The organism is Amycolatopsis sp. NPDC114478 (assembly GCF_055633805.1).
In genome coordinates this window covers 185,916-207,999 of the sequence record NZ_JBVKDO010000020.1, presented here as the reverse complement: position 1 = coordinate 207,999, position 22,084 = coordinate 185,916, and the positions used below count along the sequence as shown (strand labels likewise).

Sequence of the window (22,084 nt, the reverse complement as noted above, 5' to 3'; positions counted from 1 at the left end):
GTCCGGCATCGCGCACCTGCACAACATCCTCCTCGCCAACTGACCGGCAACACCAGCCCCACCAACCACAACACGAGTTACGAGACATCCCTTAGAGGACGACCGCAAGGTTGACACGCTAGCTATATAGGATGCTAGCATCCTGTCATGACGGACAAGGACGTCAAGCAGTTCAACGTGTACCTCCCCGTGGACCTGATCCGGGAGGTCAAGCACCACGCCGTCGACCACGGACAGTCCCTCTCGGCCCTCGTGACCGAAGCCCTGCGCCAGTACCTGGCCAACACCGAAGGAGACCCGCGATGACCATCGAAGCCGTGTACCTCGAGACCCACAACTGGGGCAAAGCCGCCAAGTTCTTCCAGGCCCTCGGGTTCGAGCTCGACTTCGCCACCGACCACAACTCGGGGCTCCTGCGCAACGGCGACGGGCCCTACGTCTTCGTCGCCGAGGTGCCCGAAAGCCGGCCGACCGGGATGAAGATCGTCGTCAAGAGCGAAGAAGTCACGCCCGACGTCGAAGTCGTCTCTCCCTTCGAGGACACCCACTTCGGGACCCGCGAGATGACCGTCCGCGACCCCGACGGGCGGGAGTGGATCCTGCAGGCCGGGAGCTGACGTGCGGCGCACGCTGGGGATGCTCGTCGTCATGACCGGCGTGCTGGTCGCCGCCGTCGACGGGACCGTCGTGGTGCTCGCCCTGCCCGCCATCCAAGCCGACCTCGGGGTCGGCCTGGACGCGCTCACCTGGGTGGTCGTCGGCTACCTGCTGGTCGTCACGGTGCTCGCGACGCAGCTGGGCCGGCTCGGCGACCTCTTCGGCCGGGTGCGGATGTACCGGGCCGGGTTCGCGGTGTTCGTCGCCGGCTCGGTGCTGTGCGCCCTCGCCTGGGACGCCGGGTCGATCATCGGGTTCCGCGTCGTGCAGGGGCTCGGCGCGGCACTGATCGCCGCCAACAGCGGTGCGATCATCTCCGAGCTGTACCCACCGGCCGAGCGCGGACGCGCCTACGGGTTCAACGCCCTCGGCTACTCGGTCGGCTCGGTCGTCGGCGTGCTGCTCGGCGGCGTCATCGTGACGTCGGTGTCGTGGCGGTGGATCTTCTGGATCAACCTGCCGATCGGCGCGGCGGCACTGGTGCTGGCCCTGCGCGTCCTGCACGACCGCGGCGAGCGGACCCGGCCGCGGCTCGACCCCGCCGGCATGGTCACCCTCGGCCTCGGCCTGTCCGGGGTGGCGTGGGCGATGACGTCGCTCGCCGCGCAACCGCCGCGGTGGACGCACTTCGCCTTCCTGGCCGGCGGTCTGGTGCTGCTCGCGGTTTTCGTGGTCATCGAACTGCGGCACCCGGCGCCCACCGTGGACCTGTCGCTGTTCCGGATCCCCGCCGTGGCGCCGTCCCTGCTGGCGGCCCTGCTCCAGGGGCTCGGCAGTTTCGCGGTGCTGTTCCTGGTGATCATGTACCTGCAGGGGCCGCGCGGGCTGAGCCCGATCGACGCGTCGCTCCTGCTGCTGCCGGGCTACGTGCTCGGCGCCGCGGCCGGCCCGTACGCGGGACGGCTCGTGGACCGCTTCGGGCCGGTGCTCCCCGCGACCGGCGGGCTCGCCCTCTCCGTCGTCGCGCTCGTGGTCTTCGCGCGGATGACGACGACCAGCGGCCTGTGGCTGCCGGCGCTCGGCAACGTCGTGCTCATGATCGGCGGTAGCTTCTTCTACCCCGCCAACAGCGCGGCGGTGATGAAGGCCTGCCCGCCCGAGCGGCTGGGGATCGCCTCGGGCGTGCTGCGCACGTTCGCGAGCATCGGCATGGTGCTGTCCTTCACCACGGCGATCCTCGTCGCGGCCCAGGCGGTTCCGCGTGGCACGGCGTTCGCGATCTTCGTCGGCACGGCCGGTTTGGACGGTCCACTCGCGACGGTGTTCACCGACGGACTGAGCACGGCGTTCGCCACCCTGACGACGGTCATGGCCGCCGCCGCACTGCTGTCCGCGGTCCGCGGCCGCCGGATCGAACCGACTTCCGGTTAAACCCGGGACTACCTGCGCGTGTGATTTCGCGCGATTCACACCGCCATCATTTCCGCGTCCGGCCTACGCCGTCTTCAGTGCCGCGGCGCGCGGGCCGCGATGCCGTCGAGCACGACGGCCAGGCCGAACGCGAAGACCTCCTCGGCAGTCCGGTCCTCCCCCTCGATCACCCGGCGCGAGAACTGCGGGTACTCGCCGCTTTCGATGACTTCGCGGATGTACGGGCCGACGCTCGCCTGCCACTGCTCCCTCGTCAGCCCCGACCGGCGCTGGGCCTGCAGCTCGGCCAACTCCTGCGTCACCGTGCCGAAGACGTACGCGAGCACCACGTCCACCGCCCCCGCCGCGAACGTGATGTCGCCGGTCAGCGGCGCCGCCGCGAGGAGAGCGGCTTCGTGCCGGCGCAGCGAGTTCGTCCCCAGCGCCGGACGGCCGGGGATCTCGCCGCTCAGCCACGGGTGCCGCAGCAGCGTCGCGCGGACCTGGTGGGCGACGCTCTCGAGGTCGGCGCGCCAGTCGCCGGTCAGCTCGGTGTGTTCGGCGCCCTTGACCTCGTCGATCATCAGGTCGAGCAGCTCGTCGCGGCTCGCGACGTAGCGGTAGAGCGACGCCGTCCCCGAGCCGAGGTCCGCCGCGACCCGGCGCATCGACAGCGCGGGCAGGCCTTCGGCGTCGGCGATCGCGATCGCCGTCCGCACGATCTGCTCGACGCTCGGGGCCTGGCGCCGCGGGCTCCGCCGTTCCTTGGCCCAGACCAGCGCCGGCTCGTCGGCCATGTCGTCCTCCCGTTCCTCCGTTGCGAACAGCGTACCTGAATGGCTACGGTGTAGCCGTAGTGAGAACACTGTAGCCACAACACTGGGGGTCACCATGTCTCGCGTCCTCGTCGCCGGCGGCGGCACCGTCGGCCTGTCCACCGCGCTCTTCCTGGCCTGCCACGGCGTCGACGCGCTCGTCGTCGAACGCGCCGACGGCCCGTCCGCGCACCCCCGCGCCACCGGTCTCGGCTTCCGGACCTTGGAGCTCTTCCGCCAGGCGGGCATCGCCGACGCCGTCGAAGCGGTCGCCGTCCGGCGCACCGCCAGTCTCGGCAAGATCTACGCGCCCACGCTCGCCACCGCCGCCCTGCCCGACACGCCACCCGCCGCGCCGAACAGCCCGAACGTCGCCGCGTCCCGGCACAGCCCGAGCGTGCTGCGCGGCACCTGCCCGCAGGACCGGCTCGACAAGGTGCTCCTCGCCGCGGCCCGTGAACGCGGCGCGACGGTCGAGTACTCGACGACGCTCGTCTCCTTCGAGCAGGACGACACCGGCGTCACCGCCGTCCTCGACACCCCCGAAGGGCGGCGGACCGAGCGCGCCGGCTACCTGGTCGCGGCCGACGGGGGCCGCAGCGACGTCCGGACGTCGCTCGGCATCGGCACGACGGGCCCCGGCGCGCTCGGGCAGCCGCTGCTGAACATCCTGTTCCGCGCCGATCTGACGCCGTACACGAAGGGCCACCACTTCGCGAACTGCACGATCACGACGCCCGAGGCGCCCGGGATGCTGGTGACCGTCGACGCCGAAAAGGACTGGATCTTCCACACCGACCTCGGCGACGAGCCGGTCGAGGCCTTCCCGCCGGAACGCTGCGCCGCGCTGATCCGGGCCGCGGTCGGCGTCCCGGACCTCGCCGTGGAGGTGCTGAGCGTGCTGCCGTGGCGGGTGCGCGGGCTGCTGGCGGACCTGTTCCGCGCCGGCCGGGTGTTCCTCGCCGGCGACGCGGCGCACGCGGTGCCGCCGCTCGGGGCGTTCGGCGCGAACACCGGCATCGCCGACGCGCACAATCTGGCGTGGAAGCTGGCCGCGGTCCTCGACGGCACCGCGGGCCCGGCGCTGCTGGACACCTACGAAGCCGAACGCCGTCCGGTGGCGGCGCTCGCGCTCGATCAGGCGCTGCGGCGGCTGAAGGATCCGCGGCTGCACTGGGAGCCGGGTCCGGCCGCCGCCGCGGCCCGCGCGGCCGCGGGCGTGGTCAACGCGCCGGTCGTCCACCTCGGTTACCGCTACGACTCCGCGGCGGTGCTCGGCGCGCGGCCCGGACTGCCGTCCACAGAGGACGTCGTGCTCGACGGGACGCCCGGGTCCCGGCTCCCCCACGCCTGGCTCGCCGCCGGCTTGTCCACTTTGGACCTGGTCGGCCGGCGGCTCACCCTGGTCACCGGGCCCGGCCGCGACTGGCCACGGGCGGGTGACTTCGACGTCCGCGTCGTCGAGGACGAAGACTGGCTGCGCGCCACGGGCATCGCGGACGGGGGCGCGGTGCTGGTGCGGCCGGACCACTTCATCGCCTGGCGCGGGCAGCCGGCGGACCTCGCGGAGGCGGTGGCGCGCGTCCTGGCCCGCTGAGCGACGCCGTTGTCCGGCGGCCGTCGCGGGAGGAAGCTGAACGCATGACGACCGCCGACGACTTCCGGGCCCTGCACGAACGGCCCGAGCCCCTCCTGCTGCCGAACCCGTGGGACGCCGGGACGGCCCGGCTGCTCGCCGGGCTCGGTTTCGACGCGCTGGCCACGACGAGCCTCGGCGTGGCCAACGTGGTGGGCCGGACCCGCGCGACCCGCGCGGAGATCCTGGCCAACGTCCGGGAGATCGCCGACGCGACGCCGTTGCCGGTGAACGCGGACCTCGAGAACGGGTTCGCCGACGACCCGGCCGAGGCGGCGAAGATGATCGACGCGGCCGCCGACGCCGGCGCGGTGGGCGCGTCGATCGAGGACCAGTCGAGCGACCCGGACAGCCCGATCTACGACTTCGGCTTGGCGGTCGACCGGGTCCGCGCCGCGGTGGAGACGGCACGGGCTCGCTCGGTGGTGCTCACGGCCCGCACCGAAAACCAGCTGTGGGGCGCGAACGACTTCGCAGACACGATCAAGCGCCTGCAGGCGTTCGGGGAAGCGGGCGCGGACGTGCTGTACGCGCCGGGCCTGCGGACGCTCGACGAGATCCGCGCGGTGGTGTCGTCGGTGGGCAAGCCGGTCAACGTGGTGATGGGCTTCGCGGACCCGTCGATCACGCTGGAGCAGCTGGCGGAGGCGGGAGTGCGCCGGATCAGCATCGGCGCGGCGTTGTCCCGGCTGGCGTTGAAGTCCTTCATGGACGGTGCCCGGGAGATGAAGGCGGGCCGGTTCGGGTTCGTGGCCGACCTGCCGCCGATTTCGGAACTGCAGCGGGCGTTCCGCTGACCCGGGTGGCACCCACCCGGGTCAGCGGAGACCGTCAGCTACAGCCGGACGTCGCGCCGCAGCCTTCGCACGCGTAGCACGAGCCTGCCGGGCGCATCTTCGTTCCGCACGTCATGCACAGCGGGGCGTCCGCCGCCTTGCCGAGGCGCAGCTCCATCAGCTCCGTCGTCGTCTGGGCCTCGCGGTGCGGGTGCTCCGGCTCCTCCGCGTGCGGCTCCGGCGAGGAGTCCACTGTGGTGCTCAGCGCCTCGAGGTCGACGTTCGACCCGCCGCCGTAGGTCGCTTCGACCTCCGCCGACCGCTCGTCCGCCGACAGGATGCCCAGCTGCGAACGCTTCTCGTACGGCAGGTAGTCCAGCGCCAAGCGGCGGAACAGGTAGTCCATCACGCTCGTCGCGATCCGGATGTCCGGGTCGTCGGTCATGCCCGCCGGCTCGAAGCGCAGGTTCGAGAACTTCGAGACGTAGAACTCGAGCGGGATGCCGTGCTGCAGACCGACCGAGATGGACATCGAGAACGCGTCCATCACGCCGGCCAGCGTCGAGCCCTGCTTGCCGAGCTTGACGAAGATCTCGCCGAGGCCGTCGTCCGGGTACGAACCCGCCGTCAGGTAGCCCTCCGCGCCGCCGACGGTGAACGACACCGTCTGGCTCGGGCGCTTCTTCGGCAGGCGCTTGCGGACCGGGCGGTACTCGACGACCTTCTCCGGTTCGGCGACCGCCTTTTCCTTCTTGGCCGTGGACAGCGGCTGGCCGACCTTGCAGTTGTCGCGGTAGATCGCGAGCGCCTTGAGGCCGAGCTTCCAGCCCTGGAAGTAGATCTCCTCGACCTCTTCGACCGTCGCCGACTCCGGCATGTTGACCGTCTTCGAGATCGCGCCGGAGAGGAACGGCTGCACCGCCGCCATCATCCGCACGTGGCCCATCGGCGCGATCGAGCGCTCGCCGACCGCGCAGTCGAACACCTCGTAGTGCTCCGGGCGCAGCCCCGGCGCGTCGACGACGTGGCCGTGCTGCGCCACGTACTCGACGATCGCCTCGACCTGCTCGGCCGGGTAGCCCAGCGCCTCGAGCGCGCGCGGCACCGTCTGGTTGACGATCTGCATCGAGCCGCCGCCGACGAGCTTCTTGAACTTGACCAGCGAGAAGTCCGGCTCGATGCCGGTCGTGTCGCAGTCCATCATGAAGCCGATGGTGCCGGTCGGCGCGAGCACCGACGCCTGCGCGTTGCGCCAGCCGTGCTTCGTGCCGATGTCGATGCCCTTCTTCCACTCCTCCGTCGCCAGTGCGCGGACCGCGGCGTCGTTCGAGTGGTAGGTGCGGACGAGCTCGTTGGCCGCCGCGTGCTTGCGCATCACGCGCTGGTGCGACTCGGCGTTGCGGGCGTAGCCCTCGTACGCGCCGACGACCTGGGCCATCTCGGCCGAGCGGCGGTACGAGACACCGGTCATCAGCGACGTGATCGCCGCCGCGAGCGCGCGGCCGCCTTCGGAGTCGTACGCGTGACCCAGCGCCATCAGCAGCGCGCCGAGGTTCGCGTACCCGATGCCGAGCTGGCGGAACTTGCGCGTGGTGTCGGCGATCGGCTCGGTCGGGAAGTCCGCGAAGCAGATCGAGACGTCCATCGCCGTGATGACGAATTCGACGGCGCGCGCGAACAGCGGCGCGTCGAAGGTGCCTTCGGGCGTGACGAACTTGAGCAGGTTCAGCGACGCGAGGTTGCAGCTCGAGTTGTCGAGGTGCATGTACTCGCTGCACGGGTTCGACGCGGTGATCCGGCCCGACTCGGGGCAGGTGTGCCAGTCGTTGATCGTGCCGTCGTACTGGATGCCCGGGTCGGCGCACTCCCACGCGGCCTGGGCGACGCTGCGGAACAGCTTCTTCGCGTCGGTCCGTTCGATGACCTCGCCGGTGAGCCGGGCGCGCAGGCCGAACTCGGTGCCGTTCTCGACCGCCTGCATGAACTCGTCCGACACGCGGACCGAGTTGTTCGCGTTCTGGTACTGCACGGAGGAGATGTCCGCGCCGGAGAGGTCCATGTCGAACCCGGCGTCGCGGAGGACCTTGATCTTCTCCTCTTCGCGCGCCTTCGTCTGGACGAACTCCTCGATGTCCGGGTGGTCAATGTCGAGCACGACCATCTTCGCCGCGCGCCGGGTGGCGCCGCCGGACTTGATGGTGCCCGCGGACGCGTCGGCGCCGCGCATGAATGAGACCGGGCCGGACGCGGTGCCGCCGGAGGTCAGCAGCTCCTTGGAGGAGCGGATGCGGGAGAGGTTGAGGCCGGCGCCGGAGCCGCCCTTGAAGATCAGGCCCTCCTCGCGGTACCAGTTGAGGATCGACTCCATGGTGTCGTCGACCGCGAGGATGAAGCAGGCGCTGACCTGCTGCTTCGACGCCGTGCCGACGTTGAACCAGACCGGGGAGTTGAAGCTGAAGACCTGGTGCAGCAGCATCCAGGTGAGCTCGTGCTCGAAGATCTCGAGGTCCTGCGGCGAGGCGAAGTAGCCGTGGTCGCGCGCGGCCTTGACGTAGGTCTTCACGACCCGGTCGATGAGCTGCTTGAGGCTGCGCTCGCGCTGCGGGCTGCCGACGGCGCCGCGGAAGTACTTGCTGGTGACGATGTTGGTGGCGTTGACCGACCAGAAGTCGGGGAACTCCACGCCGCGCTGCTCGAAGTTGACCGAGCCGTCGCGCCAGTTCGTCATCACGACGTCGCGCTGTTCCCAGGTCACCTGGTCGTAGGGGTGCTTCCCCTCGGTGGTGAAGACGCGCTTCACGCTCAGCCCGCCGGCCGGCTTGCTCTTCTTGCCGGCGGCCGTGCCGGCCCCGGTTCCCACGGTTTCGGTCATCGGTCGAACCCTCACTCCCGCAGCGGGACGGTCAATCGCCGTCTTCGCGCTGATCGCTCTCCTCCGGCGCAGCAGAACCCGCCATGGCCTCACGAAGATCGGCTATCTCCTTCTCGAAGTCCTCGACCGAGGAGAAGGAGCGGTAGACGCTGGCGAACCGGAGGTAGGCGACCCCGTCGAGCTCACGCAGCGGGCCCAGGATGGCCAGGCCGACCTCGTGACTCGGGATCTCCGCCAGACCGGCGGAGCGGATCGACTCCTCCACGCGCTGCGCGAGCTGCTGCAACGCGTCGTCGTCGACCGGCCTGCCCTGGCAGGCGCGGCGGACGCCGCTCACCACCTTGTCCCGGCTGAACTGTTCGGTGACCCCGGACCGCTTGACGACGGCGAGCACCATCGTCTCCGAAGTCGTGAACCGCCGCCCGCACGACGCACACGAGCGCCGCCGGCGGATCGCCTGGCCTTCATCCACCTCTCGGGAGTCGACGACCCGGGAGTCCGCATGCCGGCAGAACGGGCACCTCATCCGCCGATCACCTTCCCCTCCTCGCCGGCCGCCCCGGTCGACGCCCTCCGGCCACCATGCACCCCTGCACCTGGTGATCGTTTTGTGGACATCCGGTGGGTAAACGCCGACCAGCTGTGGACAACTGCTGCCCAGTCTACCCCAACCTGTGGACCAACTACAGCGGTGTAACTACTACATATAGCGGGCGAGCGTAGAACTCGGCGGGGGTGTGCGCAAGCGACGCGGCCGGTGCCGGACCCGCCCGGGTGAGGGTGGGGTGGCGCTCCCGACGGGAGTGGAGCGGTCGCCGGGAGAGGGTTGAGAGGCAGTCGCCCTGGTGGAGGCGGGGTTGCTCTGTTCGGGTGGCGCGACGGGGCGCTTCGGCGGGTGGTCCGGATCGAGCGCGAGGGCGCTTTCGAGGGTCGGCGGTTTCACCGGGCCGGGTGATTTCGGGACGGGCGCCTCAGCGCTCGGCGCGGGTCGGCCGGGTCAGGCGCGGCGGGCGCTCGGAGACACCGCCCGTCGCCGGCGGCGGCGCGGACGCGAGGCTCGATCGGCCCACGAGGGCCGGCGCGACCGCAGCTCCCGAGCGAAGCGCGGCTCGGACAGGAGGCTCGACCGGCACACAACGGCCAACGCGACCGCAGCTCAGCGCGGCTCGGACGCGAGGCTCGATTCCGCACACGAGGGCCGGCGCGATCCGCGGCCGTACCGCCAGCGCGAAGCGCGGCCTGCACACGAACCTCGGCACGCTCGTCACCGGCAGCGGCCCAGCGCTCGAGCGCCACGGGAACCGGCGCCCTGCCCCAGTCCAGCCTCGACCGCACCCGCTCGTCCCGGCCGCGCGGCCGGCGAGCGATCACGGCGCGGGAACGTCGGCGACCGGGACCGTCAGCGGCAAGCCCGGAACCAACACGGCGCCGTCCAGCCGGTTCAGCTGCTTGATCCGGGCCACGACCGCGCCCGTGTCGCTGTCCGGCGCGAACCTCGCCGCGATCGACGAAAGCGTGTCGCCCTGGCCCACCGATACCGTCGCCGTCTGCGCCGGGACCGGGGCTTGCGCCGCGGCTCCGCCGAACAAGCCCAGGCCCGTGACCACCAGGCAGCTCGCCACCGCCAGCGCCGCCAGCCACGGCCAGCGCACCGGGACCCGGCGGGGCGCCGCGCACGGCGCGCCGGCCGGACGGCGGCCCGCCACGACCCTCGCGCGTGTCGGCGGGCGCTGGACCTCGCCGCGGCGGCCGCGCAGGACGCGGACGGGACGGGGCTGTGCCGGGACCGGGGTCGCCGGGCGGGCGTGCCCGCGTTCGGCCAGAATGGACATCCGAACCTCCTCGAAACCCTGTGTCCGCCCGTTTCCGGGGCCGGTGCCGGCCCGTGGATCAAGGTCGAACAGGCGTTCTATCGAACGCCCGTGCGAAGGTCTACCACCTACCACCGACAAAATCGAGCGGACACGGCGTGTCGATCGAACAGATGTTTGAAATCGTCGTGCCCGGGGGCTAACGTCGGTGACCAGGGCATCTGCCGGGCAGATGCCGCCGGCGAGGCTGCCCGCACCCGGCGGGCGGCGGCCGGCGCGCGATACGTGCAGCGAACGTCTGGGAGGCGACGCAGTGGCGAAGGAGAACAAGGCGGGCAGGACCAGTGGGTCCCCCGGGGGCAGTGTGCACTCCATGCCCGAGGTGTACGACGTGGACGAGACCCTCACCGTCCGCCAGCAGCAGGTCCTCGACGTGATCCGCTCGTGGGTGAGCCGGTTCGGCTACCCGCCGAGCGTCCGCGAGATCGGCGAGGCGGTGGGCCTGACGTCGACTTCGTCGGTCTCGCACCAGCTGCGTGCGCTGCAGCGAAAGGGGTACCTGCGCCGGGACGCGAACCGTCCCCGAGCGGTCGGCGTGCTTTCGGCGACCGACGACAACCCCATGGGCATCGAGATGGACCAGCAGCCGGTCATGCCGAAGGCGGCGTACGTGCCGCTGGTCGGCCGGATCGCCGCCGGTGGCCCGGTGCTGGCCGAGCAGGCCATCGAGGACGTCTTCCCGCTGCCGCGGGAGATCGTCGGCGAGGGCGAGCTGTTCCTGCTGAAGGTCACCGGTGACTCGATGATCGACGCGGCCATCACCGACGGCGACTGGGTCGTGGTCCGCCAGCAGCCGGACGCGGACAACGGCGAGATCGTCGCGGCGATGATCGACGGCGAGGCCACGGTCAAGACGTTCAAGCGCAAGGGCGGCCACATCTGGCTGATGCCGCACAACGAGGCGTACGAACCGATCCCCGGCGACGACGCCACGGTGCTCGGCAAGGTCGTGGCGGTCCTCCGGCGGCTCTAGAAGAGGTATCCCGGGCTTTCGCACGGCCCGGGAGGTTCACCGGATCGGATGATCTTCGGCCGTGGGGAGCCGAGATCCGGGAGCAAGCCCGGCCGCGGTGCGGCGGGTGGACGGGAAGCCCGGCCCTGTCCGCCGCTGCACCGGTCGAGGTTTCCTTCGTGCGGTGCGCAGGACTGCGCGGCCCGAGCGGCCGCGCCCCGCACCGCACGAAGGGCGATCCTTTGTGGACGGCAACAGGGCGCCGGCGGACCGCTCACGCCACGCAGGCGGAACGGCGGCGCCACGCGGACGGAACGCTCACGGCACGCGGGCGACCGTCAGCCGCCCCTTCTGGTTGTCGCCCGTGTCCGACAGCCACAGCGTTCCGTCCGGGGTCCGGGCCAGGTCCTCGACGTCGAACGGGTCCGTGCGATCCGTCAGGACCTTCTGGACCTTGCAGTCCCGCCCGAGCACGAACACCTGGACCTTGGTGCCGCCGTCGTTGATCGCGTACATCCGCGAACCGTCGGACACGAGGTCGGACAGCTCGCCGATCCGCGAGTCCTTCACCGTGCACAACGGCTCCGGAGCGGCCGGAGCCGCCGAAGCCGGGACAGGGCCGCCGAGCACGCCCGAAGAAACTGCCGCAAGAGCGACCACCCAGCGCACCCACCCACCTCCGTAGTGTGCTTTCCCCTCGGAAAGCACACTACGGAGACGTGTCAGGCCCGGGTCGAGTTGGTCTCGTAGTCGCGCAAGGCCGCCGCGAGGTCCGGGCGGACCCGCACCAGCAGGCGCGTGCCGTCCGCGACGTGCTCCTCTTCGAGCACCTCGCCGTCCGCGTGCGCCCGCGCGACCAGCTCGCCGCGCGTGTACGGCACCAGGACGTCGACCGTGACCTCCGGCCGCGGCAGGCGGTCGGCGATCACCTCGACGAGCTCCGCGATGCCCGCCCCGGTCCGCGCCGACACCGGCACCGAGCCGGCCAGCGCATGCCGCAGCCGGGCGAGACTGACCTCGTCGGACGCGTCGATCTTGTTGATCACCAGCAGCTCCGGCGGGAGCGGCTCCTTGCGCTTGCGGGTGATCTCGCCGAGCACCTCGCGCACGGCGCTGACCTGCTCTTCGGGCGCCGGGTCGGACCCGTCCACCACGTGCAGCAGCAGGTCCGCGTCCGCGGCCTCCTCCAGCGTCGAGCGGAACGCGTCGACCAGCTGGTGCGGCAGGTGCCGCACGAACCCGACGGTGTCGGTCAGCGTGTAGCCGCGCCCGTCCGCGGTCTGCGCGCGCCGCGTGGTCGGGTCGAGGGTGGCGAACAGCGCGTCCTCCACCAGCACCCCGGCCCCGGTCAGCGCGTTGAGCAGGCTCGACTTGCCGGCGTTGGTGTAGCCGACGATCGCCACGCTGGGCACCTCGTTGGCCAGCCGCCGCCCGCGCTTGGTCTCGCGGATGGTGTCCATGGCCGCGATCTCGCGACGCAGCTTCGCCACGCGCTTGTTGATCCGCCGCCGGTCGGTCTCGAGCTTGGTTTCACCGGGACCACGCAGGCCCACGCCGCCGTTCGCGCCGCCGGCGCGCCCACCGGCCTGCCGGGACAGCGACGCACCCCACCCGCGCAGCCGCGGGATCAGGTACTGCAGCTGGGCCAGCTCGACCTGCGCCTTGCCCTCCTTGGACCGGGCGTGCTGGGCGAAGATGTCCAGGATCAGCGCGGTCCGGTCGATGACCTTGACCTTCACCTTCTCCTCGAGCTGCCGCAGCTGGCCCGGCGAGAGCTCGCCGTCGCAGATCACCGTGTCGGCGCCGGTGGAGGAGACGATGTCCCGCAGCTCCTTCACCTTGCCCGAACCGATGTAGGTGGCCGGGTCCGGCTTGGGCCGCCGCTGGATGAGGCCTTCGAGGACCTCCGAGCCCGCCGTCTCGGCCAGGCGCGCCAGCTCGGCCAGCGACGCCTCGGACTGCAGGGCCGTGCCCTCGGTCCACACGCCGACCAGCACGACGCGTTCCAGCCGCAGTTGCCGGTACTCGACCTCGGTGACGTCCTCGAGCTCCGTGGACAGTCCCCTGACCCGGCGCAGCGACGCCCGGTCCTCGAGCTCCATCTCACCCGTCGACGGGTCGCCGTCGTACAGGTCGTCGTCGTGGTCTTCGGTGTGTGTCAGTTCTGTCATCGTGCCTCCATGTTCCCACGTTTCGCCGCGGGAACCGAACTTTTACGTGCTGGGATAGGTGGCGAGGTAGATCGCGGTGCGCTCGGCGCCGGGACGGCGGGGGCGCGCGCGGAACTCCTCGAGCAGGGCGTTGAGCCGCGTCTGCAGCTCGGCCCGCTCCTCGGGGGCCACCTGGACGACCAGGCGCGACTGGTGCACGCCGTCGAATCCGGTCTCGGCGATCTCGGCCAGATAGGCCTCGAGAACCGCCTGTTCCACGCCCTTGTCACCGCATGAGTCGAGTGTCCACGAAAGCCCCGTCGAAAGATACGGGATTTCCTTGGCCCCCCGGGTCCCGCGGCGCGGTGGCTGCGCGGCCAGGAAGCCGGTCTCGACGAGCCGGCGGACGTGGTGCAGCGTCGTCGCCGGATCCCGGCCCAGCCGCTGCGCGAGCTCCTTGTTCGTCAACGCCTCCGAGAAGGTCAACCGGATGATGCGCAGCCGTATTCCGGAGGCCAGCGCGGCGGCCTCAGCTTCGGTCGCGGCACGTCGTTTCGCGGGGAGCACGCGGGACAGCTTAGAGCGAACAGTGATTGACACTTTCCAATCGCTCGGGCCAGACTCGGGAACCATGCACCGGGGGTCACTCTTCCGTCACGCCGACTTCAGGCGGCTCTTCGCCGGCGACACGGCCAGCCAGCTCGGCGTGTTCGTCGGGAACACCGCCGTCCCGCTGCTCGCGGCGGTCACGCTCGCGGCGACGCCGTTCCAGATGGGCCTGCTCACCGCGGCCGAGACGCTCGCCTTCCTGCTCATCGGGCTGCCCGCGGGCGTCTGGGTCGACCGAATGCGCCGCCGCCGGGTCATGCTCACCGCCGACTTCACGCGGGCGGCGCTGCTGCTGAGCGTGCCGGTCGCCTGGTGGGCGGGGGTGCTGACGCTCGCCCAGCTGCTGGTCGTCGTGTTGTTCGTCGGCATCGCGACGGTGTTCTTCGACATCGCGTACCAGTCGTACCTGCCCTCCCTCGTCGGGCGGGAGCACCTCATGGAAGGCAACGCGAAGCTGCAGGCCGTCCAGTCGACCGCGCAGATCGCCGGGCCGAGCGCGGCCGGTGTGCTGGTCCAGCTGGTGACCGCGGCGAACACCGTGCTGGTCACCGGCCTCGGCTTCTTCACCTCGGCGCTATGCCTGCTGCGGATCCGCGCGGAGGAACCCGCGCCGCAGCGCGACGGCCACGCCCGGCTGCTCCCGCAGATCGCCGAGGGCCTGCGGTTCGTCTTCTCCGACAAGCCGTTGCGGGCGATCGTGGGCACCACGGCGACGGCGAACTTCTTCAACGGCGCGTTCATGGCCGTGTACGTGCTGTTCCTGACCCGGACCGTCGGGCTGCCGCCGGCCGCGGTGGGCGCGCTCATGGCGGTCGGCGGCGCCGGCGGCATCCTCGGCGCGGTCTGCTCGGGCGCGGTCACCCGCCGGGTCGGCCAGTCCCGCGCGATCTGGCTGGTCCCGCTGGTCACCGCGCCCGGCTACCTGCTGGTCCCGCTCGCCGCGCCGGACTGGCGGCTCGGGCTCTCCGGGTTAGGGCTCGTCGTCAGCGGGTTCGGGATCATCATCTACAACATCGCGCAGGTTTCGTACCGGCAGGCGATCTGCCCGGACCGGCTGCTCGGCCGGATGAACGCGAGCGTGCGGTTCGTCGTCTGGGGCACCATCCCGCTCGGCGGCCTGCTCGGTGGCGCGCTCGGCGAAGGCCTCGGGCTGCGCGGCGCGATGTGGGTCGCCGTCACCGGCGAGGCCGCCGCGGTCCTGTGGGTCGTGTGCTCGCCCTTGCGGCACCTGCGCGACCTGCCGACCGAGGCGAAAAGCGATTCCGCGGCCGCCTAGAGTTGCTTCATGAGTACCCCGTACGAGCGCCCGAGAGTCCCGGACAAGGTCGGTGTCGACGGTCTGGAGGCCAAGTGGGTACCCGTATGGGAATCCACCGGCGCCTACCGCTTCGACCGCACCAAGACGCGTGAAGAGATCTACTCGATCGACACTCCCCCGCCGACGGTCAGCGGGTCGCTGCACATCGGGCACGTCTTCTCCTACACCCACACCGACGTCCTCGCGCGGTTCAAGCGGATGCGCGGGCTCGAGGTGTTCTACCCGATGGGGTGGGACGACAACGGCCTGCCGACCGAACGCCGCGTGCAGAACCACTTCGGCGTCCGCTGCGATCCCTCGCTGCCCTACGACCCGGACTTCCGCGCCCCGGAGAAGCCGGGCAAGAACGTGGTCTCGATCTCGCGCCGCAACTTCGTCGAGCTGTGCGAAACCCTGACCGAGACCGACGAAAAGGTCTTCGAGGAGCTGTGGCGGCGGCTCGGGCTGTCGGTCGACTGGACGATGACCTACCAGACGATCGGGCACGACTCGCGGCTGATCTCGCAGCGCGCGTTCCTGCGCAACCTCGAGCGCGGCGAGGCGTACCAGGCCGAAGCGCCGACGCTGTGGGATGTGTCGTTCCGGACCGCCGTCGCCCAGGCCGAACTCGAGGACCGCGAACGCCCGGGCGCCTTCCACGACCTGGCGTTCACCGGCCCCGACGGCGCCGACGTCGTGATCGCGACGACCCGGCCGGAACTGCTGCCCGCGTGCGTCGCGCTGGTCGCGCACCCCGACGACGAGCGGTTCAAGCCGCTGTTCGGGAAGACCGTGCGGACGCCGGTGTTCGGCGTCGAGGTGCCCGTGGTGGCGCACCACCTGGCGGATCCGGAGAAGGGCCGCGGGATCGCGATGGTGTGCACCTTCGGCGACACCACCGACGTCACGTGGTGGCGGGAGCTGCGCCTGGCGACGCGGGTGGTGCTGGGCCGCGACGGCCGGTTCCTGCCCGACGCGCCCCACGACGTGCCCGCGGAGGCGTACGCGCCGCTGGTGGGCAAGACCGTCCACACGGGACGCGAGATCATGGTGCGCCTGCTGCGCGAAGCCGGTGCGCTGCACGGTGAACCACGGCCGATCACGCATTCGGTGAAGTTCTACGAAAAGGGCGACAAGCCCTTGGAGATCGTCGCCAGCCGGCAGTGGTACCTGCGAAACGGCGGCAACGACGAGGAGTTCCGCGCGCGCATGCTGGCCCGCGGCGAGGAACTGAACTGGGTGCCGAAGCACATGAAGGTGCGCTACTCGTCGTGGGTGGAGAACCTGGCCGGCGACTGGCTGGTCAGCCGCCAGCGGTTCTTCGGCGTGCCGATCCCGTTGTGGTACCGCCTCGACGCGCACGGCGAGCCGGACTACGACGCCCGCCTGCTGCCGGACACGCTGCCGGTCGACCCGAGCAGCGACGTCCCGCCGGGCTTCACCGAGGACCAGCGCGGCGTCCCGGGCGGGTTCGCCGCCGAAGCCGACGTGATGGACACGTGGGCGACGTCGTCGCTGACGCCGCAGATCGTCGGCCGGTGGAGCCTCGACGACGACCTGTTCGCGCGCGTGTTCCCGATGGACCTGCGGCCCCAGGCGCACGAGATCATCCGCACCTGGCTGTTCTCGACGGCGGTGCGCGCGGAGCTCGAGCACGGCGTGCTGCCGTGGCGGGCGGCGTCGATCGCGGGCTGGGTGCTCGACCCGGACCGCAAGAAGATGTCGAAGTCGATCGGCAACGTGATAACCCCGGTGGACCTGCTGGAGCGCTTCGGCTCGGACGCGGTGCGGTACTGGGCGGCGAGCGCGCGCCCGGGCGTCGACACGGCGGTGGACGAAGGCCAGATGAAGGTCGGCCGGCGCCTGGCGACGAAGCTGCTCAACGCGAGCCGGTTCGTGCTGGGTCTGGGCGTGCCTTCTCCTTCCGCGGTGGCGGTGGAGCCGCTGGACCGGGCGCTGCTGGCGTCGCTTTCGGCCGTCGTTTCCTCGGCGACGACGGCGTTGGAGGCGTTGGACTACGCGCGGGCGTTGCAGGTGACGGAGACGTTCTTCTGGACGTTCTGCGACGACTACGTGGAGCTGGTGAAGGGCCGCGCGTACGGCGACAGCGGTCCCGAGGGAGCTTCGTCGGCCCAGGCGGCGCTGGTGACGGCGTTGTCGGCGGTGCTGCGGCTGTTCGCGCCGTTCCTGCCGTTCGCGACCGAGGAGGTCTGGTCGTGGTGGCAGGAGGGCTCGGTGCACCGGGCCGATTGGCCTTCGGTGGCTCCTGTCGAGGGTGACCCGGAGCTGCTCGCGCTGGCGGGTCAGGTGATCGCGGCGGTGCGCCGGGCGAAGACGGACGCGAAGGTGTCGATGCGCACGGCGGTGGAGACGCTGACGGTGACCGGACCGGCCGAGGTGCTGGTTCGGTTCGCGGCGATCGAGCCGGACATCCGTACCGCGGGCGCGATCGGGAACGTGGAGACGCGCGAAGGCGACTTCGGGGTCGAAGCGAAGATCTGACGCGGGCGGTCCCGGCGGAATTCCTGCCGCGGAAACGGGAATTCCGCCGGGGCGGACCGTTAATCTCTCGCCATGAGTACGGATGCGCCGGGCGGGGAGCGTCCCGCGGCGAGCGGAGACGAGTTCGTGTTCGCCGCCGCTGACCTGCTACGACCGTTCCGGCCCTTGGTCCAGCCGGCTGCGGCCGAGCTGTCCCCCGAGCCCACGCAGCAGCTGGCGGACTCCATCGGACGCGCGATCGACGGGTTCTGGCCCTGGGTCGAACGAACGGCCAGGGCCTCGGGCAAGAGGGTCGACGAGCTCCATCGGCGGGCCGCGCCGCCGAACTGGGTCTCCGATGGCAAGGCGGACGTCGACTACTTCGCGGCCGTCCGGCTCTCGTTGGCGCACGGCGTTCCCCTGGCCTGGGTGCCCGACCCGGAAACCGTCAAGCTGCTCCTGGCCGCCGACGACGACGAAACGGTCTCGGTCCACGCCGTTCTCGACGACCGCCGCGAGCCGATCCTCGACCACTGCGACAGCCGCCTGGACGAGGTGGGCCGGGCCCCCGCGGCGGCACCGTCGGTCCGCGTCGCCCGGGAAGCGGTCCAGGCACTTCGTCTCGATCTTCCGGCACCGGCTCAGTCGGCGGCCGCGAACCTCATCGACGAGCTTGCCCGCACCGCGTTCACGATCGTCTACGGCGATCGGCACAGCCACGCCCCGACGCCGAGCCGCGTCCAGACGTTGTCGGAACGCGCCCGCAGCGCGGGGTTGTCCTTCTTCGCTTCGCTCGGCATCTTGCGCGAACTGGCCACCGTGATGCCCTTGCTGAACGCCATGACACCGTGGTCGCCGGGCAGCGGCGCGCCCGCCCCGACGAGTTTCAGCCGGCAGGTGACCACCCACCACATCACCGCGCCGGGCCAGGTCACGCGCACCAACGCGCTCGTGGCGGTGCTGACGGCCGTTTCCTTGCTCTGCCAGGAGCACGACTCGCACTGGCACACCTGGAAGATCCTGAACGCCCTCGAAACCGGCTGACGCCGTCAGGAGCCGGCGGCGGCCCACCAGGCTTCGTCGATCTCGCCGCGCGCCACGATCTCCGCGGGGCCCGACAGCGTCGACGCGCCGCGGGACACCGTCACCGACACCCGGCCGCCCGGGATGTCCACTGTGGACGCTCCCGTGTCCGTGCCCGCCAAGTGGAACGCCGCCGCGACCGCGGCGACCGTGCCCGTTCCGCACGCCCGGGTCTCCCCCACCCCGCGCTCGTGGACGCGCATCCGCAGCGCGCCCTCGCCGAGGCGGTTGACGAACTCGAGGTTGACCCCGTGCGGGAAGACGTCGTGGTCGAAGTCGGGCTGGTCGCGCAGGTCCAGGTCGGCCACGTCCTCGTCGATCAGCGACACCAGGTGCGGGTTGCCGACGTTCACCGCGACGCCCGAGAACGGCCGGCCGGCCACCACGGTCACCGACGTGCCGGTGATCGTCGCCGGCCCCATCTGGACGGTCACCGAGCGGTCCGGGTGCACCACCAGCGGGCGGTCGCCCGCGCGGGTGCCGATGACGAACTCGCCCTCGCGCTCCAGCCCGGAGTCGACGAGGTAGCGCGCGAAGACGCGGGTGCCGTTGCCGCACATCTCGGCGATCGACCCGTCGGCGTTGCGGTAGTCCATGAACCACTCGCCCGCGGAGGGCTCGTCGATCGCCGCGGCGCGGACGACGCGCAGCACGCCGTCGGCGCCGAGACCGCGGTGGCGGTCGCACAGCGCGGCGACCCGGGCTTCGGTCAGCTCGAGCCGGCCCGCCGGGTCGGGGAGCAGCACGAAGTCGTTCTGTGTGCCGTGCCCCTTGAGGAACTCGATTCCGCCCATAGGGGCAAGATTACCGGGCCAGGGTATCCAGGACGCGCGCGGCCAGCCCCGGATCGGCGCCGTCGAACCAGTGGATCCGCTGGTCGCGCCGGAACCAGGAGCGTTGCTTCCGGACGAAGCGCCGCGTCGCCTGCGCCGTCGCCGCGGCGGCCGCCTCGAAGTCGCCGTCGCCGTCCAGCTCGGCGAGCACCTGCTGGTAGCCGAGCGCCCGCGACGCCGTCTTCCCGTCGCGCAGGCCGCGCTTCTCGAGCTCGCGCACCTCGTCGACCAGACCGGCCTCGAACATCCGCCGGACGCGTTCGTTCACGCGCTCGTCGAGCTCCTCGGGCGCCCGGTCGACGCCGATCACGACCGTGCCGTAGCGGGCCGGCCCCGGCTTGGGCAGGTTCGCCGAGAACGGCTCGCCGGTGATCTCGATGACCTCGAGGGCGCGCACGATCCGGCGCGTGTTGGTCGGCAGGATCGCCGCCGCGGCTGCGGGATCGCGTTCACCCAGCCGGGTGTACAACGCGGGGGTGCCGAGCTGCTCGGCCTCCGCGTCGAGCCGGGCCCGGATCGCCGGGTCGGTGCCGGGGAACCGCAGGTCGTCGAGCACCGCCTGGACGTAGAGGCCGGACCCGCCGGCCAGCACCGGCACCTTGCCCCCGGCCAGGAGCCGCTCGATCTCGGCCCGCGCGTGCCGCTGGTAGGCCGCGACGGACGCCGTCTCGGTGACGTCCAGGACGTCGAGCAGGTGGTGCGGGACGCCGCGGCGCTCGGCCTCGGTGGCCTTCGCGGTACCGATGTCCATGCCCCGGTAGAGCTGCAGGGCGTCGGCGTTGACGACTTCGCCGCCGAGTTCTAGGGCCAGCTCCACGGCGAGCGCGGTCTTGCCGGTGGCCGTCGGCCCGACCACGGCGATCGGGGCGACGAGGCTGTTCACGGCGGCTGACGATACCGGCGGGCCGACACGGAGCGTCCACCGGAAGTAGGATCACGTGCTTCTAGTGGCTCATCCGGTACCACGGTGCGCGCTGAGCTGCTTGAATGCCGCCTAGGGGCCGTAGCATCCGAGCACGGCCCGTGACGACCGCATTACCCGGCCCCGCTTCCGCGGCGGGGCGCCCGCGCGAGCGGGCGTACAGGCGATAAGGAGCCTGCGATGGCCCAGGAGAACACTTCCACCGGTACCCCGGCCCCGCACCCGGTGCCACACGCGCTGCACACCGGGCACGCCGCCCCGCCCGTGCCGCCCGCCGAACCCACCCCGTCGACCTGGGGCCGGATCGACGACGAGGGCACCGTCTACGTCATCACCGCCGAGGGTGAACGCACCGTCGGCGTCTGGCAGGCAGGCAGCCCCGACGAGGGCCTCGTGCACTACGCCCGCCGCTTCGACGACGTGCGCACCGAGGTCGAGCTGCTGGAGACGCGGCTGGTCTCCGGCGCCGGTGACCCGAAGCACGCGCTCTCGAGCGCCACCCAGATCCGGGACAGCCTCGCCGAGGCCGCCCTGGTCGGCGACCTGGCCGCGCTCGCCGCCCGGCTGGAGTACGTCATCGGGCACGCCGAGAAGGCGCTGGCCAGCGCGAAGGCGGAGCGCGAGGAGGCCCGCGCGGCCGCCGTCGCCCGCAAGCAGGAGCTGGCCGAAGAGGCCGAGAAGATCGCCGCCGAGTCCACCCAGTGGAAGGCGGCGGGCGACCGGCTGCGCGCGATCCTCGACGAGTGGAAGACGGTCAAGGGCGTCGACCGCAAGACCGACGACGAGCTGTGGAAGCGGTTCTCCAAGGCCCGCGAGGCGTTCAACCGCCGCCGCGGGTCGCACTTCGCCGAGCTGGACAAGCAGCGCGCGTCGGCCAAGCAGCGCAAGGAAGAGCTCATCGCCGAGGCCGAGGCCATCAGCGAGTCCGAGGACTGGGGCGAGACGGCGGGTCGCTACAAGGACCTGATGACCGAGTGGAAGGCCGCCGGCCGCGCGCCGAAGGACAGCGACGAGGCGCTGTGGCAGCGGTTCCGCGCGGCGCAGGACAAGTTCTTCGCCCGCCGTTCGGCGGTGTTCTCCGAGCGCGACGCGGAGTTCGCGACGAACGCCTCGCGCAAGGAAGAGCTGCTGATCGAGGCGGAGAAGATCGACGCGTCGGCGAACCTGGAGGCGGCGAAGGGCGCGCTGCGGCGCATCCAGGAGCAGTGGGACGAGATCGGCAAGGTCCCCCGCGAGCGCATCCGCGAGCTGGACGGCCGGCTGAAGGCGGTCCAGGACGCGGTGAAGTCGGCGGAGGACTCCCGCTGGCGGAAGACGGACCCGGAGGCCCAGGCGCGGGCGGCACAGTTCCGCGAGCGGGTGGAGCAGTTCGAGTCGCAGGCGGCGAAGGCGCGGGCGGCCGGGGATGAGCGGCGGGCCAAGAAGGCCGAGGAGCAGGCTGCTCAGTGGCGTGAGTGGCTGCAGGCTGCGGAGGCGGCGGTTGCGGACCGCTGAGGTTTGGGGCCGGCTGGCCCTTTCGGGCCGCTGAGGTCTCGTGGCACTGAGGTCTCGGACCGGCTTGTCCACATCACGGCGTCGCTGTGGACAAGCCGGCCGCCCGGCCTGCTTTTCCGGTGTTTCGTCGGCGGGCGCCGATACGCTGGACAAGGGCACGCCCCAGGGAAGGCGGGGGTGTTGTGACGGCCCTCCGGCAAGCGGACGGTTAACGCGTCACCCGAACCGGTCCCACACCCTCCCCGGCCGGGGGTTTCCGGGCGCTTTCCCACCCCACCGGTGCTCC

18 protein-coding genes and 1 pseudogene are annotated in these 22,084 nt (G+C 71.5%); 10 read left to right on the top strand and 9 right to left on the bottom strand.

Annotated features, from left to right (window positions below; translation table 11 throughout):
- Window positions 1-147 precede the first annotated feature (147 nt).
- Genes ACZ7OH_RS40640 through ACZ7OH_RS40630 form a run of 3 tightly spaced genes read left to right on the top strand, consistent with a single transcriptional unit; the run spans window position 148 to window position 2,028 of the window.
- Complete coding sequence (locus tag ACZ7OH_RS40640; RefSeq protein ID WP_470285762.1) at window positions 148-306, top strand: ribbon-helix-helix domain-containing protein; 159 nt, start codon at window positions 148-150, stop codon at window positions 304-306.
- Window positions 303-617: a VOC family protein gene (locus ACZ7OH_RS40635; RefSeq protein WP_400889306.1), complete on the top strand. Its 315-nt coding sequence runs from the start codon at window positions 303-305 to the stop codon at window positions 615-617. The genes ACZ7OH_RS40640 and ACZ7OH_RS40635 overlap by 4 nt, the downstream gene beginning before the upstream one ends.
- 1 nt (window position 618) lies before the next feature.
- Window positions 619-2,028: an MFS transporter gene (locus tag ACZ7OH_RS40630; RefSeq protein WP_470285761.1), complete on the top strand. Its 1,410-nt coding sequence runs from the start codon at window positions 619-621 to the stop codon at window positions 2,026-2,028.
- A 74-nt stretch (window positions 2,029-2,102) separates the two neighbouring features.
- On the opposite strand, the gene ACZ7OH_RS40625 is transcribed toward ACZ7OH_RS40630, so the two are convergent.
- Entirely contained in the window at window positions 2,103-2,804 is a 702-nt protein-coding gene (locus tag ACZ7OH_RS40625) for a TetR/AcrR family transcriptional regulator (RefSeq protein WP_470285760.1), read from the bottom strand.
- Window positions 2,805-2,898: 94 nt separating this feature from the next.
- Here ACZ7OH_RS40625 and ACZ7OH_RS40620 point away from each other — a divergent pair, with 94 nt between their 5' ends.
- Window positions 2,899-4,419, top strand: coding sequence for an FAD-dependent monooxygenase (locus ACZ7OH_RS40620; protein WP_470285759.1), 1,521 nt, complete (start codon window positions 2,899-2,901; stop codon window positions 4,417-4,419).
- Between the two features lie 44 nt (window positions 4,420-4,463).
- A complete protein-coding gene (locus ACZ7OH_RS40615; protein WP_470285758.1) occupies window positions 4,464-5,255 on the top strand; it encodes an isocitrate lyase/PEP mutase family protein in 792 nt (263 codons plus the stop codon).
- Window positions 5,256-5,289: 34 nt separating this feature from the next.
- Here the strand turns inward: ACZ7OH_RS40615 and ACZ7OH_RS40610 are convergent, their stop codons facing one another.
- From ACZ7OH_RS40610 to ACZ7OH_RS40600, 3 genes are all read right to left on the bottom strand, one after another.
- A complete protein-coding gene (locus ACZ7OH_RS40610) occupies window positions 5,290-8,106 on the bottom strand; it encodes a vitamin B12-dependent ribonucleotide reductase (protein ID WP_470285757.1) in 2,817 nt (938 codons plus the stop codon).
- Window positions 8,107-8,137: 31 nt separating this feature from the next.
- Entirely contained in the window at window positions 8,138-8,632 is a 495-nt protein-coding gene (gene nrdR / locus ACZ7OH_RS40605; RefSeq protein ID WP_086676168.1) for a transcriptional regulator NrdR, read from the bottom strand.
- 841 nt (window positions 8,633-9,473) lie between these two features.
- Window positions 9,474-9,938: a LysM peptidoglycan-binding domain-containing protein gene (locus ACZ7OH_RS40600; RefSeq protein WP_470285756.1), complete on the bottom strand. Its 465-nt coding sequence runs from the start codon at window positions 9,936-9,938 to the stop codon at window positions 9,474-9,476.
- Window positions 9,939-10,290: 352 nt separating this feature from the next.
- Between ACZ7OH_RS40600 and lexA the strand changes: the two genes are divergently transcribed.
- Entirely contained in the window at window positions 10,291-10,950 is a 660-nt protein-coding gene (gene lexA, locus ACZ7OH_RS40595) for a transcriptional repressor LexA (RefSeq protein WP_049878229.1), read from the top strand.
- 309 nt (window positions 10,951-11,259) lie between these two features.
- Here the strand turns inward: lexA and ACZ7OH_RS40590 are convergent.
- From ACZ7OH_RS40590 to ACZ7OH_RS40580, 3 genes and pseudogenes are all read right to left on the bottom strand, one after another.
- Window positions 11,260-11,598 (bottom strand): annotated as a pseudogene (locus ACZ7OH_RS40590) (hypothetical protein); the annotation flags it as partial.
- Window positions 11,599-11,651: 53 nt separating this feature from the next.
- Entirely contained in the window at window positions 11,652-13,100 is a 1,449-nt protein-coding gene (hflX, locus tag ACZ7OH_RS40585) for a GTPase HflX (protein ID WP_470285755.1), read from the bottom strand.
- A 42-nt stretch (window positions 13,101-13,142) separates the two neighbouring features.
- The gene (locus ACZ7OH_RS40580; RefSeq protein ID WP_470285754.1) at window positions 13,143-13,646 is read right to left on the bottom strand and encodes an ArsR/SmtB family transcription factor; all 504 of its coding nucleotides are present in this window, start codon (window positions 13,644-13,646) and stop codon (window positions 13,143-13,145) included.
- A 64-nt stretch (window positions 13,647-13,710) separates the two neighbouring features.
- Between ACZ7OH_RS40580 and ACZ7OH_RS40575 the strand changes: the two genes are divergently transcribed.
- The 3 genes from ACZ7OH_RS40575 (at window position 13,711) to ACZ7OH_RS40565 (ending at window position 18,510) form a co-directional block, all read left to right on the top strand.
- The gene (locus ACZ7OH_RS40575) at window positions 13,711-14,964 is read left to right on the top strand and encodes an MFS transporter (RefSeq protein WP_470285753.1); all 1,254 of its coding nucleotides are present in this window, start codon (window positions 13,711-13,713) and stop codon (window positions 14,962-14,964) included.
- A 9-nt stretch (window positions 14,965-14,973) separates the two neighbouring features.
- A complete protein-coding gene (gene valS, locus ACZ7OH_RS40570) occupies window positions 14,974-17,487 on the top strand; it encodes a valine--tRNA ligase (RefSeq protein ID WP_470285752.1) in 2,514 nt (837 codons plus the stop codon).
- A gap of 72 nt (window positions 17,488-17,559) precedes the next feature.
- On the top strand, window positions 17,560-18,510 hold the full coding sequence (locus ACZ7OH_RS40565; protein WP_470285751.1) for a hypothetical protein: 951 nt from the start codon (window positions 17,560-17,562) through the stop codon (window positions 18,508-18,510).
- 5 nt (window positions 18,511-18,515) lie between these two features.
- Here ACZ7OH_RS40565 and dapF read toward each other — a convergent pair whose 3' ends face one another.
- The gene (gene dapF / locus ACZ7OH_RS40560) at window positions 18,516-19,343 is read right to left on the bottom strand and encodes a diaminopimelate epimerase (protein ID WP_436388403.1); all 828 of its coding nucleotides are present in this window, start codon (window positions 19,341-19,343) and stop codon (window positions 18,516-18,518) included.
- A gap of 10 nt (window positions 19,344-19,353) precedes the next feature.
- Window positions 19,354-20,265, bottom strand: a complete 912-nt coding sequence (gene miaA / locus ACZ7OH_RS40555; protein WP_470285750.1) for a tRNA (adenosine(37)-N6)-dimethylallyltransferase MiaA — start codon at window positions 20,263-20,265, stop codon at window positions 19,354-19,356.
- A 219-nt stretch (window positions 20,266-20,484) separates the two neighbouring features.
- On the opposite strand from miaA, the gene ACZ7OH_RS40550 reads away from it, so the two are divergent.
- The gene (locus ACZ7OH_RS40550; RefSeq protein WP_470285749.1) at window positions 20,485-21,798 is read left to right on the top strand and encodes a DUF349 domain-containing protein; all 1,314 of its coding nucleotides are present in this window, start codon (window positions 20,485-20,487) and stop codon (window positions 21,796-21,798) included.
- The last annotated feature ends 286 nt before the right edge of the window (window positions 21,799-22,084 follow it).